12 protein-coding genes are annotated in these 12,970 nt (G+C 64.0%); 4 read left to right on the top strand and 8 right to left on the bottom strand.

Going from position 1 to position 12,970, the window contains the following annotated elements:
* Window positions 1-142 precede the first annotated feature (142 nt).
* Both AC25Y4_RS14400 and AC25Y4_RS14395 read left to right on the top strand, forming a co-directional pair.
* The gene (locus AC25Y4_RS14400) at window positions 143-1,222 is read left to right on the top strand and encodes a LacI family DNA-binding transcriptional regulator (protein WP_488121106.1); all 1,080 of its coding nucleotides are present in this window, start codon (window positions 143-145) and stop codon (window positions 1,220-1,222) included.
* Window positions 1,223-1,227: 5 nt separating this feature from the next.
* A complete protein-coding gene (locus tag AC25Y4_RS14395) occupies window positions 1,228-2,139 on the top strand; it encodes a LysR family transcriptional regulator (RefSeq protein ID WP_488121105.1) in 912 nt (303 codons plus the stop codon).
* Between the two features lie 11 nt (window positions 2,140-2,150).
* On the opposite strand, the gene AC25Y4_RS14390 is transcribed toward AC25Y4_RS14395, so the two are convergent.
* Together AC25Y4_RS14390 and AC25Y4_RS14385 are read right to left on the bottom strand one after the other, a co-directional pair.
* Window positions 2,151-3,356, bottom strand: a complete 1,206-nt coding sequence (locus AC25Y4_RS14390) for a cytochrome P450 (protein WP_488121104.1) — start codon at window positions 3,354-3,356, stop codon at window positions 2,151-2,153.
* 28 nt (window positions 3,357-3,384) lie between these two features.
* Window positions 3,385-4,368 carry a PDR/VanB family oxidoreductase gene (locus tag AC25Y4_RS14385; protein ID WP_488121103.1) on the bottom strand — a complete coding sequence of 328 codons (984 nt, stop codon included), beginning with the start codon at window positions 4,366-4,368 and terminating at the stop codon, window positions 3,385-3,387.
* A 115-nt stretch (window positions 4,369-4,483) separates the two neighbouring features.
* Between AC25Y4_RS14385 and AC25Y4_RS14380 the strand changes: the two genes are divergently transcribed.
* Window positions 4,484-5,347 carry an IclR family transcriptional regulator gene (locus AC25Y4_RS14380; protein WP_488121102.1) on the top strand — a complete coding sequence of 288 codons (864 nt, stop codon included), beginning with the start codon at window positions 4,484-4,486 and terminating at the stop codon, window positions 5,345-5,347.
* Between the two features lie 97 nt (window positions 5,348-5,444).
* Window positions 5,445-6,413 carry a LysR substrate-binding domain-containing protein gene (locus AC25Y4_RS14375; RefSeq protein WP_488121101.1) on the top strand — a complete coding sequence of 323 codons (969 nt, stop codon included), beginning with the start codon at window positions 5,445-5,447 and terminating at the stop codon, window positions 6,411-6,413.
* Here the strand turns inward: AC25Y4_RS14375 and AC25Y4_RS14370 are convergent.
* The 6 genes from AC25Y4_RS14370 to AC25Y4_RS14345 all read right to left on the bottom strand — a co-directional run bounded on the left by AC25Y4_RS14370 (window position 6,410) and on the right by AC25Y4_RS14345 (window position 12,893).
* Window positions 6,410-7,657, bottom strand: a complete 1,248-nt coding sequence (locus AC25Y4_RS14370) for an MFS transporter (RefSeq protein ID WP_488121100.1) — start codon at window positions 7,655-7,657, stop codon at window positions 6,410-6,412. The genes AC25Y4_RS14375 and AC25Y4_RS14370 overlap by 4 nt on opposite strands.
* Window positions 7,658-7,725: 68 nt before the next feature.
* Window positions 7,726-8,700 (bottom strand): fumarylacetoacetate hydrolase family protein, encoded by a 975-nt coding sequence (locus tag AC25Y4_RS14365; RefSeq protein ID WP_488121099.1) that lies wholly within the window; start codon window positions 8,698-8,700, stop codon window positions 7,726-7,728.
* Window positions 8,697-9,710: an amidohydrolase family protein gene (locus AC25Y4_RS14360; protein WP_488121098.1), complete on the bottom strand. Its 1,014-nt coding sequence runs from the start codon at window positions 9,708-9,710 to the stop codon at window positions 8,697-8,699. Before AC25Y4_RS14360 ends, AC25Y4_RS14365 begins: the two co-directional genes overlap by 4 nt.
* Entirely contained in the window at window positions 9,707-10,840 is a 1,134-nt protein-coding gene (locus AC25Y4_RS14355; RefSeq protein ID WP_488121097.1) for an FAD-dependent monooxygenase, read from the bottom strand. Before AC25Y4_RS14355 ends, AC25Y4_RS14360 begins: the two co-directional genes overlap by 4 nt.
* A 29-nt stretch (window positions 10,841-10,869) precedes the next feature.
* Window positions 10,870-11,865: a cyclase family protein gene (locus AC25Y4_RS14350; RefSeq protein ID WP_488121096.1), complete on the bottom strand. Its 996-nt coding sequence runs from the start codon at window positions 11,863-11,865 to the stop codon at window positions 10,870-10,872.
* The gene (locus AC25Y4_RS14345) at window positions 11,862-12,893 is read right to left on the bottom strand and encodes a fumarylacetoacetate hydrolase family protein (RefSeq protein WP_488121095.1); all 1,032 of its coding nucleotides are present in this window, start codon (window positions 12,891-12,893) and stop codon (window positions 11,862-11,864) included. Before AC25Y4_RS14345 ends, AC25Y4_RS14350 begins: the two co-directional genes overlap by 4 nt.
* Between the last annotated feature and the right edge of the window lie 77 nt (window positions 12,894-12,970).

Genomic DNA, 12,970 nt, shown 5'->3' with positions numbered 1-12,970 from the left:
TCAAGCTGATGTTAGGGGCGCACAGTCACGACCGGAATAGCCGTCGGCCCCGTATCCATCGCCATCTGTAATACCCGATATGCCTCGCAGGCATACGCCGAGGTTTGAAGCGCTTCATGGCATGTCCCGGTAAGTTGGGCGCATGACCTTTGCCGTGCAAGTACCCGCAGGAGGAACCACACCTCCTCCGTCCAATGCGTCGATCGCCGACGTGGCATCGTTGGCGGGCGTCTCGCAGGGCACGGTGTCTAATGTGCTCAACCATCCGGAGCGAGTGACGCACGTCACGCTCAACAGGGTGCAGCGTGCGATCCAGATGCTCAACTATGTGCCGAATGGGCCTGCACGCTCGTTGGCGGTTGGCCGGACACCATCCTTTGGACTGGTGCTCTCGGATCTGTCCAACTCGCTCTTCGTGGAGATCGCCGCCGGGGCAGAACGCGCTGCGGAAGAAGCCGGCCTCACCCTCCTCCTGGCAAACAGTGACGGGCGCCTCGACCGGGAGAACACCTACGTGCGCCTGTTCGCGGAGGGACGCGTCGCTGGCGTCCTCCTCACACTCAACGATGAGTCGCACTACCGGGCGATCGCCCAGCGAGCGTCGCCAGGTGGCCCACTCGTGCTCCTGAATTATGCGGCAGATCCTGCTTCGTTCTGCAGCGCCCACATTCGCAACGACGTCGGCGGCTACATGGCTGCCCAGCATCTCCTGGAAACCGGCCGGCGCCGCCTGGCGTTCATCGGTGGCCCCAGCGGATTGCAACCGGTCACCGAACGGCGACTGGGCTTCCATCGAGCCCTGACCGAGCACGGATTACAGCCTGCACGCGAGATCGATCCGATCGGCGTCAACCGCTCCGACGGATGGGCGGTCGGTCTCACACTCATCGAAGACATCAATGCCGGCCGCATTGATGGCATCTTCGCCGCGTCCGATCTCCTTGCGGCCGGCATCGCCCAGGCATTCGCCGCCCACGACGTAAGCGTTCCGTCCCAGGTCGGCATCGTCGGCTACGACAACAACCAGGCAGCATGGGACAGTCCCATCCCGATCACCACGATCGGCCAGCCCGGCGACGAACTGGGCTATCGAGGAGCACAGCTCCTTCTTCGCGAAGTCGCTGAACCTGGCACCCATCGACACGAGCAGATCGAGTTGGAACCGACGTTGATCGTGCGCGAGAGCACCGGCATGGCGGCGTCTCACCCGGGCGTACGGTAGTCACCATGGAACCGGTCAACGTCGATCTGAATCTTCTTCTGCCTCTTCAAGCACTGCTCGAAGAGAGGAGCGTAAGCCGCGCCGCAGAGCGCATGCACATGAGCCAGCCTGCGCTGTCCCAGTCGCTGAGCCGCCTCCGTCGGCACTTCAATGACGACCTCCTCGTTCGTTCCGGCAATTCCTATGTGCTGAGCCCGCTCGCGGTGCAGCTCAGCCTTGAGATCCAAGCCACGGCCGCCTCCGTGTCCCGTGTCTTCGGATCGCAATCCGATTTCGACCCAGCATCCAGCCAGCGAGAGTTCCGAATCATCTGCTCGGATTATGCGGCCAGCGTCTTCGGAGCGCCCCTGTCCCGCCGCATCGCCAAGTACGCGCCCTCTGTCCAGTTGGTGTTCGAGCAGATGGAGGACACCGTCGTCGACAACGCTCCTGAGTCACTTCGAGACATTGATGGCCTCATCGTTCCCCACGGATATATCAAGGGAGCTGCGCACCAGGATTTGTTCCTGGATCGGTGGGTCTGCATCGCCGACACAGCCCGCCACGATGCACCGGAACTCTCCGAGGAGGCGCTGGGCCGGCTTCCATGGGTGGTCACGTTCAACGGGAGAACAGCGATCTCCCTGGCCATCCGTGAACTGCACACCATCGGGATCTATCCCCACATTCAGGTGGTGAGCCGAAACTTCTTGACCCTCGCAGATCTCGTCGTTGACACTGACCGAATCGCATTTGCTCCCGAATCCCTGGCTCGACGCCTCGCCGAGACCCGTCCAGTCGTCGTGCTCGACCCGCCAATCGACGTGCCAGACCTCCGCAACGCCTTCTGGTGGAATGCCGCTTTCGACGATGATCCGGGTCATCAGTGGTTGAGGGCCCAGATGAACCAGGTCACCGTGCCGGGAATGCGCCGCTAGCTCCTGTTCGATCAGGTGAGGGTGATGCGCACCGGCATGGTCTCCCATGCGCGCAGCGTGTTGTTGAGGTGGCGTGTGGGCCGGTCGGAGAGCTCGATCGTTCGCACCCGTCGCGCCAGCGCCGTGACGAGCGTGGCCGCCTCGAGGCGGGCTACATGCTGACCAACGCACTGATGGATGCCCATGCCGAACCCGACGTGCCCTGACGGATCGCGCGACAGGTCGAACACATCGGGGTGCTCCCAACGCCGTGGGTCGCGGTTGGCCGATCCGAGGAACATGAGGATCTTCTGTCCTTCTGGGATGAGGGTGCCGTCGATGGTCACGTCCCGTGTGGTCGTGCGGAAGAACGTCTGCACCGGGGATTCGAGGCGGATCGCCTCGTCGAAAGCTCGACGAGCCAGCCGCGGGTCGGCGCGGAGGGCCGCCCACTGTTCGGGGTGGGTTGCGAATGCGTGGAGCACTGCACCAATGGCATGAACGGTGGTGTCGACGCCGGCGGAGAGCAGGGAGCGGACGATGAGCGGCGCCTGGGCGCTCGTGATGTCGCCGCGATCCGTCGCCGCCCAGATGTTTGCCCCAAACCCGGTCGGGGAGAGGGACTCCCGTGAGCATTGTGCGTTCACCCAGGCTGACAGTTCCGGTGCGCGTTTCGCGCCCTGCTCGACCAGGAAGTTCTCGGGTCCGAAGGTGTTGAAGAGATGATCGCCATACGGAAGAAGGTGGTCGCGGTCTGAGCCTGGGAGGCCTACCGCGTCGGGGAAAACGCGAAGTGGGAATGCTTCCGCCAGCGCTGCGACGGCGTCGAACTCGAGCGGTCCGTGCACCACATCGTCAACGAGGCGCTCCGCGTCATCCGCCCATGCTGGTTCCAGCTCACGAATGGATCGCGGGCTCAGGATCTTCGCGAGCACCTCACGCGGGGCGTCGTGGTGGGGCGGGTCGGCCTCGAGAAGCAGGCTCGGTGGCCGCCATGGCTTCTCCACCGTGAAGTTGGTCATGCCGACGCCAGCGGCGGATTGAAAGTCCTGCCAGTTCAGCAGGGCGGAACGGACGGTGTCGTACCTGCCCATCGCGTAGACGCCGTATTTCTGAAGGTGCACAACACTTCCAGCCTCGCGCAGCCGCTCCTGAAAGGGAAGCGGATCCTCGAGGATGTCGGCGCTGAACGGGTCTTCAGTGTTCTCAGCCATGGTCGGTGCGTCCGTGATGGTCATGTGGTGCCCTTTCATCAGGCGAGCGCGGTCAGACGGCGATGACAATGCGGTCGCTGCGCGAACGACTGACGCAGGGGAAGAAGCAGTCTCCGGCCACCTGCTCGTCATCGCTGAGAATTGAGTCGCGGTGATCGGGCTCTCCGGTCACGACGGTGGTCTCGCAGGTGCCGCACACCCCACGGGCGCACGACGTGAGGATGTCAACCCCCGCGCGACGCAGAGCTGCCGTGATGGAGGTGCCCGGTTCGACGTCGACCGCGATATCAGTCCCGAAGACCTGCACTTCGAACGAATCGGCGCGGATCGGCGCATCGAACGTGCGGGCGGTGAACCGTTCGGTTCGCACCCACCCGTGTCTCCACGAGCGAGTGATGTCGTTGACGGATGCCAGGAGCCGAGCAGGGCCGCACGCATAGACCTTGGTCGCTTCGTCGAAGCTCCCGATCCAGTCTGCAAGAGATATGCGCCCGCGTTCGGAGGCTGGATGCAGGGTGATATCGCCGTTCCGCCCACTGATCTCACGCGTCAACGCCATGGTGCTGAGATCCCGCCCGAGGTACAGGAGCCTCCAGCGGGCACCGAGCGCGTCAGCTGCGTGCAGCATGGGGAGGAGTGGGGTGATTCCGATGCCGCCGGCGACGAAGGTGAACGACGGGGACGGGACGAGGACGAAGTTGTTTCGTGGCCCACCGAGTCCGACTCGGTCACCTACGGCAAGCACGTCATGGATGAAGCGTGATCCGCCACGTCCCGCTGACTCACGCAACACCGCGATTCGGTATTCGATGCTGTTCGCCGGATCACCGCAGAGTGAGTACTGACGGGTGATCCCGTTCGGCAGGATGAGGTCGATGTGGGCACCAGGCGTCCAGTCCGGTAAGCGTCCGCCGTCGACACGGCGGAGCCTGATCGACACCACGTCCGACGCGATGACCTCTGTGGAAACGACGACGAGGTCCCCTACATTCGAACGCTCGGATTCTTGGGGTGCTGACGATGGTGGGGATTTCACTGGACTCTCCTGCTGTCACCGTTGACGACGAGTGACCACACGATATGACACGGGGCAGAAGCGCGGCTTTGGCTTTCCGATGAAAGGAAAATGTTAGGCTCGGCGCGGAGGATCAATGGCGAAGGCATCCGCAGGAAAATCGGCGCTGACCAGGCAGCTGCTACTGCTCGACTCGTTCTCGATAGGCCAGCCGTTCCTCACGATCTCCCAGCTCTCCCGAAGTAGTGGTCTGCCGCTCTCCACAACTCATCGTCTAATGGCCGAGTTGACTGACACTGGTCTTGTTGAACGGTTGGATGACAAGACGTATCGGCTCGGAGTGCGTCTCTGGGAACTCGCCTGCCGCACGCCCGGTGCGCTTGGCCTTCGCGAGACCGCGTCCCCCTATCTCCTGGAAGCGCATGCTGTTGTTCGACAACATGTCCAGCTCGGCATCGCCGACGGGCGAGACGTCCTCTTTCTGGAACGCCTTTCGATGCTCGACGCCGTCGTTTCATCGACGATCATCGGGGGCCGGCTGCCGCTGCATGCATCGGCGACAGGGTTGGTGTTGCTGGCGAATTTCCCACCGGATGCACTCGCAACCGTTCTCGCTGCACCTCTGCCGTCGTACACCGACGCGACCATCCACGATCCAAACGTGTTGAGGGCAGCGCTGTCCGATGTTCGAAAACAAGGATTCGCCGTGACTGACGGGCACATCCATCCCAGCGCTCGGGGCATCGCGGTTCCCGTGGTCGGGGCCGCTGGTGAGACGGTGGCCGCAATCGGAGCTGTCGTGCCGAATGACGACCAGTCGTGGCTGCACACCGTTGAGACGCTGCGGACAGCCGCCCTGCGAACGGCCACGGCACTCCGCGCGGCTGCGCTCCCGTCCAGCGACCCGGCGGCAAGCCCCGGAGGCCGTTTCCGGGCATTGGTGCATTCCTCGAGTCAGTCGATGGAGTTCCTCTCGCGGGACCGCCGCACCGGCAGCTGAGCCCGTCGCCCAGGCAATCGATCGACGCTATATGGTGTCCTTGAGACATCGACGTCGCTGATGCCGCGTCGATCCGATCTGCGAAGGACACGATGACGTGCCGACCCCACAGAGCATCACCCGACTTGACCTGAACCTACTCGTTTCACTCGATGCTCTCCTCACTGAGCGCAGCGTGACGCGAGCGGCAGAGAGGCTCAACCTCAGCCAGCCTGCGCTGAGCGCATCGCTGGCCAGATTGCGGATCCACTTCAGCGACCAGATCCTGGCGCGCCAGGGTAACTCGTATCAGCTGACCCCGCTTGCCTCACGCCTGGCGGAGCAGACGGGGATCGCCCTTGATGCCGCCCAGCGAGTGTTCGCGAGCCAGGCAGCATGGGACCCGAGCGAATCGATGCGGGAGTTCACCGTCTTCGGTTCGGACTACGGTTTCGCGACAGTCGGGAGGGTCGTCGCCGACCTCGCCGCTGAGCGCGCCCCGCAAGTACGCTTCCGCTTCATGCAGCACACCCCGAAGATCGTTGAGGATGCCGTTAGCAATCTCCGATCTGCCGACGCCATTCTCCTGCCGCACGGGTTCCTGTCTGACCTGCCGTTCGTCGATGTCTCCACGGATGGGTGGGTGATCATCGCGTCAGCTGACAACGATCTGATCGGGGACACCCTGTCGATGGCTGACGTTGCGGCAGCTCCATGGGTGTTCACTTATCAGTCCCGGTCTGCGTTCACCTCGGCAACGCGTCAGCTGCAGCAGCTGGGGGTCGAGCCAAACGTCGTCTGCGTCGTCGAGGGCTTCCTCGCGCTGCCATCATTCATCGCCGGCACGCGACGGCTTGGACTCATCCAGGCGCACCTCACGGAGTTCGCCCTGCAAAACCCCGCCATTCGAGTGTTGACTCCTCCGTTCGAGGCCACCCCGATCACGAACGCACTGTGGTGGCATCCGATCCACCGGCGAGATCCAGAGCACATCTGGATGCGCGACCTCTTCTCGGAGGCTGGCCGATTGTTCGAAAGCCCGATCGGGTCGGGACCAACCCGTTCTGGTCCCGACCCCACGCGTTAGCGCTGCACTGAGCCGAGGGGCGCTTCGGCGAACTCCTCGGAGCGAGTACGGAGCCCAAGCCCGAGGGCGACGGCCACGAGTGCGCAGGCGATGCCGACGACACCGACGGCCATGGGCAAGCCTCCGACAGCAGCGGCGATTCCGCCCATCAGGATGGGGGTCAGGAACTGACCGAAGAAGAATGCTGACTGCCACCAACCAGTCGCACGCCCGCGCTCCTCGAATCGGGTGCCGGAGAGCGCCCACGTGACCATGGAAGGCAACAGAAGTCCTGAGCCGAAGCCCGCGATGACAGCTCCGATCGCAACGCCGGGAACGCCTCCAACCAACCAGATGGTGAGCATGCCGATCGACTGCAGGGCGAATGCGAGTGGGAGGAGGAATCGTGGCCCCCGCTTGGCGAGTTTCGGAAATGACAGCGCTCCCGCTGCTGTTATCAGGGACGCAAGCGCTGCGACAGCCCCGATCGTGGCGGTGTCGTTTGCCTTGACTCCGTTCGCGACAAGGAGGTAGCTGGCCTCGATGAGCATGACGTAGAAGGTGAAACCGCCGAACAGCGCGACGATCAGGGGCAGGCGAAGCCGTCGCCACGGAACGGGTACCTTCGTCGCTGACGGGCTATGCGCGTCTGTAGCGTCGGCGCGGTTGGGCTCCCAGAGGAGGAAGATCATCGGAACGGCAATGATGAGGCTCAAAGCGTAGACCCAGAAAGGCGTGTGCCAGCCGCCGACTCCGAGGGCGCCGCCGAGGATGATGAAGACGGTTGCGGCAAGCGTGGTGACAACGGTCTGCAGTCCGAGGTATTTGTTGCGTCGCTTTTCCTCATGGAAGTAGTCGATGATCAGTGTGGTGCAGACGGTCATGATCGCCGCTTCGGTGATGCCGACTCCGATTCTGGTGACCAGGATGAGCTGCAGCGACTCGAGGTAGGCAGGAGCCGTTCCGACAAAGGCGTAAGCGATCATCGCGACGATGAGCAGCTTCTTTCGGCCCAGCCTGTCGACGATCTGCCCTGCGAACGGTGCGAAGATTGCGATCATAAGTGCCGGGATCGCCACGATCATCGGCACGAGAACGACGGCGCCGGCCTCTCCAGCAAAATGTTCACTGAGTTGGGCGAGGATCGGCGTGATTAGGACGGCGCCGAGCACGGGCATGCAGCTTCCTGCAAGCAACAGCACCGCCTGCCAGATGCCCGCACTGCGGACGGCAGCCCGCGGAGCTGCGATGGATGAGTTCGTCATTGAATCTCCTGTATTGGGAATGTGGGTGTTACGGAACCGCGTCCACGAGGCGCGGAGTTCTTGAGCGACTAGGCGTGCTCCCTGAGTCTGGGTCGCGCACGCGCCGGCGGAATGGGCGGCGCCTCTGCCGGGTGGCCGACCACGTTGCGGATCTCTCCGATGCCTTCGACCCGCATGACAACTTCGTCGCCCTGGCAGAGGGGAGGCGGTGAGACCTCTCCGCGTCGTCCCCACAGTTCTGCGAGGCAGCCACCGTTCCCGGCCGTGCCGGAGCCAAGCACGTCGCCAGGGACAACCCGAGAGGCGCGAGAGGCGTAGGCGATGAGGTCGGCGAACGGCCAGCCCATATTCGACAGCAGATCCCGGCCGATGAGCTGGCCGTTGACGAAGACTTCCATCACGATCGGAAGGAAGCCGTCCTCATCAAGCCTGCCGGCGAACTCGTCCGCTGTGACGATCCATGGCCCGAGGGTGCTGGCGAAATCCTTGCCCTTGCACGGGCCGAGTCTGACCTTCATCTCCCTGGACTGGATGTCCCTGGCCGACCAGTCGTTGAAGATCGTGTATCCGAAGATGTGGTCGGCCGCCTCGTCTGGGTGAAGGTCGCGGCCATCGGAACTGGGAACTGCACCGATCACGGCTGCAACTTCGAGTTCGAAGTCGAGCCGATCGGTGAGTGGTGGGCGAACCGTCGTCGCAGTCGGGATCATGGAGTGCGGATTGGTGAAATAGAAGGTCGGGAACTCGTACCATTCCGGATCGACACCGTGGCCGCCGCTGACGGATTGCACAACTCCCTCAACGTGTTCTTCGAAGGCAACGAAGTCACGCACGCTCGCCGGAACGATGGGGATCAGGAGCTCGACGTCTCCGAGAGCAACCGAGGTAGCTGACGTCACACGGTCGACGATCGCTGGAAGTGCCGCGAGACCGGTGGCGACGACATCGGCGACTGTCAGTCCGTCGGGAAATGGAACCACGCGTTCTCCGATGACGAATCCGTCACGGGTGTGACCAGCGTGGGACCACCGTGCGATTTTCATCGCGTCGCTCGCGCGAGCGCGGGTAGGAGCCCGTGCACATTGTCCTGCAGGATCGCGGTCTCGACGTCGACATCGAGTCCGGCGCCGCGCACGAAGTGCACCGGTCTCTCCTCGCCCATATCGAAGGGGTAGTCGCTGCCGAGCACCACGCGGTCGGCGCCCACGGCCGCGATGAGCGTGCGGAGGCCTGCCGCATCGTGGACGAGCGAGTCGAACCAGATCCGTCGCAGGTAGCTCGAGGGTGGGTTGGTGCATCCGTGGGCTTCGGGTCGTACCCGCCAGGCGTGGTCGCTCCGTCCGATGTAGCCAGGGAGATAGCCTCCGCCGTGCGCCGCGACGATGCGAAGTGTCGGGTGCCGATCAAGCACCCCAGAGAAAATGAGGTGGGAGAGCGCGACGGCGTTTTCAGTCGGTTGGCCGACAGTGTTCGACAGGTAGAAGCTGTCGAGGCGCTCATCAAGCGTGCAGCCGAAGGGATGCAGGAAGACCACTGCATCGAGTTCGGTCGCTCGTGCCCAGAGCGGCTCGAGGCGGGGGTCGGAGAGTTCGACGTCCCCGGCGCTCGACGAGATCTCGACGCCGGCGAGTCCCAGTTCGTTGACCGCGTACTCGAGCGCCCCGACGATGAGCTCAGGATGCTGTAGCGGCACGAGCCCCAGACCGAGAAGCCGGCCGGGTGCTCCCTTGATGTGCTCTGCGGTCATTCGCGATGCTTCGCGGGCGGCCCAACTCGCCAGTTCTGGTGCTGCCCATGGGTAATAGTGCGAGGGCGATGGGGACACGACCTGGATGTCGACGCCCTGCTCATCCATGTCGGCCAGACGAAGCGGGAGCTGCGTCAGTCGGGGGATTCGCTCGCCGATCATCTGCCCGGAGGCAGCCATCGATTCCGGCCCGTTCCTTGTGGCCTCGAGAGCCGCCGCCGCCGCGAATCCGGTTGGATCTCCTTCCCGTATCGCGGCCTGCAGTGCGGGAAGGAGAACGTGGGCGTGTACGTCGACGATGCTCATGCCGGCTCGCTGACCAGAGCGCCGATCCGACCCATGAGGCCGGGGATATTCGCGTCCCGCTGCTCCTCGATCAGCCAGGTACCGAGCTGCACGGAGGCCTCGACGACCTCGGTGACTCGTGGGATCCGTCGTTCGTGGAAGTCATCCCACAGCTCCTGATCGACGGTGTCGCGTGCGAGGAGCAGTTCCGCCAGAACAGTTGCATCCTCCAGCGCCTGGGCGGCGCCCTGGGCGAGGGTGGGGGGTGCGCTGTGTGCAGCTTCACCGATAAGGACGACGCGCCCGCGATTCCAGGCATCGTGGACGAGGTGCTCGGTGAACCACGTGTAGTTCACACGCGATGCAGTCGACAGGTCTGCGCGGAAGTCGTCCCACGGACCGTGGTACCCCTGGGAGAGGCCACGCATGATCTCGACCGCTTGTTCTTCCGTGACGTCCGATCTGTCCTCGGCCTTTTCCACGAGGTACGCGTACATCGTGTCGTCACCTGTTGGGCAGTAACCCGCGATGTAGCAGGGTCCCCCGTAGTAGAGCTCGGTGTGCGTGACGGATGCCGGACGCTTCACGAAGGCGCGCCAGATACCCATTCCCGTGCGGAGCGGAGTGGCGTGGACGCCCAGGAGTTCCCGCACCCGGGAGTGCAGCCCGTCGGCCCCGATAAGCAGGTCGTATCGTTCGGTCCGCCCATCGGAGAGCGTGACGTCCACGCCAGCCTCGTCGGAGTTGAACCCGGTGACGGTGGTCCCGAAGTGCACGGATGCTCCGACGGCCACCGCGCGGTCGACGAGGATGCGCGCGAGATCCGGCCGGTACATGCCCATTGTTGCCGGGTACTTCGGACCACCCGTTCGTTGGTCCGGGATCTGGGCGATGATGGTCGCGTCTGGGCCTGGTGCGCGCAACCCCACGACATCGAACCCATATCCGTGCTTTTTGGCCTCGTCCCACACGCCCAGCTGGTCGAGGACTCGAAGCGCATTTCCTTGCAGGGTGATTCCTGACCCGAGGGCGGTCAGGCTGTTCTTGGCTTCGAAGACGTCGACGGTGACGCCCTTCTCGGCGAGGAGGATCGCGGCGGCGGTTCCGGCCGCCCCGCCTCCGGCGATTGCGACTCGTTCAACTGCAGTCATGTTTGTTCCTTAGTCTGGCGAATAGCGGGTCAGGTGAGGGCGATGGGGTTGACCGGTGACCCGACTGCCCCTGTGATCGGTAACGGAGGGGCGGTGAGGAGGAAGTCGTAGTTTCCGGATGCAGCGCAGTACTCGGCGAGTGCGTCGAGATCCCACATCTCGCCGATAGTCAGTCCGATGTTGGGGATGGCGATCTGATGCAATGGCTGGAAAGCCTCGTCGAACTCGTTCGGACGGACTTCGAATCCCCAGGTATCGGTGGCGATCGCGGCGATCTCAGTTCGATGCAGCCATCCGGCGGTGGTGAATGACAGCCCGGCGCTCGGTCCGCCGGCGTATCCGTTCCAGCCTTCGCGGCGCGCACGGGTGTAGCGCCCTGTCCGTACCAGCACGATGTCGCCGCGGCCGACAGCACTCGTCGCTCCCTGCGCTTCGATGCAAGCGAGGAGCTCAGCGGTCGTGATGGCGTATCCGTCGTCGAGCTCTCCTGAGTCGGGTGCCAGGTGCCTGCCGAGATCAAGCAGGACTCCGCGTCCGGTGATCACGCCGGCTGCATGTTCGATGCCCGTGACAAGATCTCCCTCGCTCGTGACGACGGACCCGGCCGGGCGCCCGTTCCACGCGACTCCGTTGTCGAAGATGTGGCCGAGACCATCCCACTGGGTAGAGCATTGCAGGGGCATCGCGACGACGTCGTCTGCTCCGCCCAGGCCATGAGGAAACCCTTGGATTCCGGCGGCGGCATCGGTGCCAGTGTCGAGCATGGTGTGCACAGGATTGGTGCGGCGCCTCCATCCCAGCTGCGGACCGTTCATGTCGAACGGCTGTGACAGGGAGAAGCTGCGTCCAGATCGCACGAGTTTTGCCGCACTCGCCCGGCCGGCGTCGTCGATGAAGTTCAGTGTTCCGATGGCGTCATCGTCGCCCCATCGACCCCAGTTGCGGAAGGCTTTCGCGCTCTCGGCAACATGGCGGCCAGCGTCGGTGCGGTCGAGTTCGGCGGGGTCTTCCGTCGGTGAGGTCATCGTGTGACCTCCTCGACGCACCGGACGGTCTGAGTGCCGAAGCCGTCAATCGTGGCAACCATGACGTCTCCGTCTCGCAGAAGCCGTCCCCATTTCGCGCCGTTGCCTGCCGGGCTACCGGTGAGCAGCAGATCACCTGGAAGTAGAGGCATATTCTGCGAGGCGCCGGAGATGAGTGCAGGGATGTCGAAGAGCAGATCGCTCGTCGTCGCGTCCTGCATCGTGTCGCCATTGAGCGTGAGCGTCAGGCGCAGGTCACCAGCGTCAGCCACCGCACCCACCGGCACGAGGAAGGGACCGACCGGAAGGAAGCCCGGTGCGTTCTTGGCGCGATACCAGTCGGTGCCGATCTCCTTCATGTCGGTGCGGAAGACCAGGTCGCGGGTCGTGATGTCATTCGCGATCGTGTAGCCGGCGACGTGCTCAAGCGCGTGCTCCCGATCCACCCTGTATGCCGGCTTGCCGATCACGATGGCGAGTTCGATTTCCCAGTCGTGTTGGTCGCTGTACCCGGGAAGGACGAGGTCGACGTCGTCCCCCACAACGCACGCCGGGAGCCCGATGAAGAAGTACGGAATGCCCTCGCGTGCCCGGGTGTCCATCATGTTCCCTGCCCATTCACGCAGTTCCTCGACCGGACGGGGATCAGACTTCTGACGACCAGCGACGACCAGGTCGATCACGTGCGTCCGGTAGTTCGCGCCAGTCTGCAGCACCTGTTGGGGCTCGACGGGGGCCGTGAGCGTGACGTCGGCGAGTGGGATCCACGGAGAACCGGCATCCGTCGTCTCCGCGTCAACCAGCTGAGCAAGTCGATCCCACGCGGCCGGGCACTCGGACAGGAAGCTGTTCAGATCGGCCGCGCCGAGTTCAGTCGAAGTGAGCGGCCGAATGCGATCAGCCACGACCAGGCCGAGGATCGGCGGGTTGGTGCCTTCGCGAGCTGGGGCATCCGGCGAGGCCGGCGCGCCGAGACGGTAGCGGGCAAGTGCGAAGGGGGCCGTTAGGCCTGTTGACGACGATGTCACGTAGATCTCCGATCACGGCCTCGCAGCGTCGCGGGGCGTGATGCTCATCCAAGCGACTCTGACGCCATCAGTGAAGT

Source organism: Leifsonia sp. Y878, from assembly GCF_057669685.1.
The sequence above is the reverse complement of the archived record's forward strand: the minus strand, read 5'-3'. Positions and strand labels throughout refer to the sequence as shown.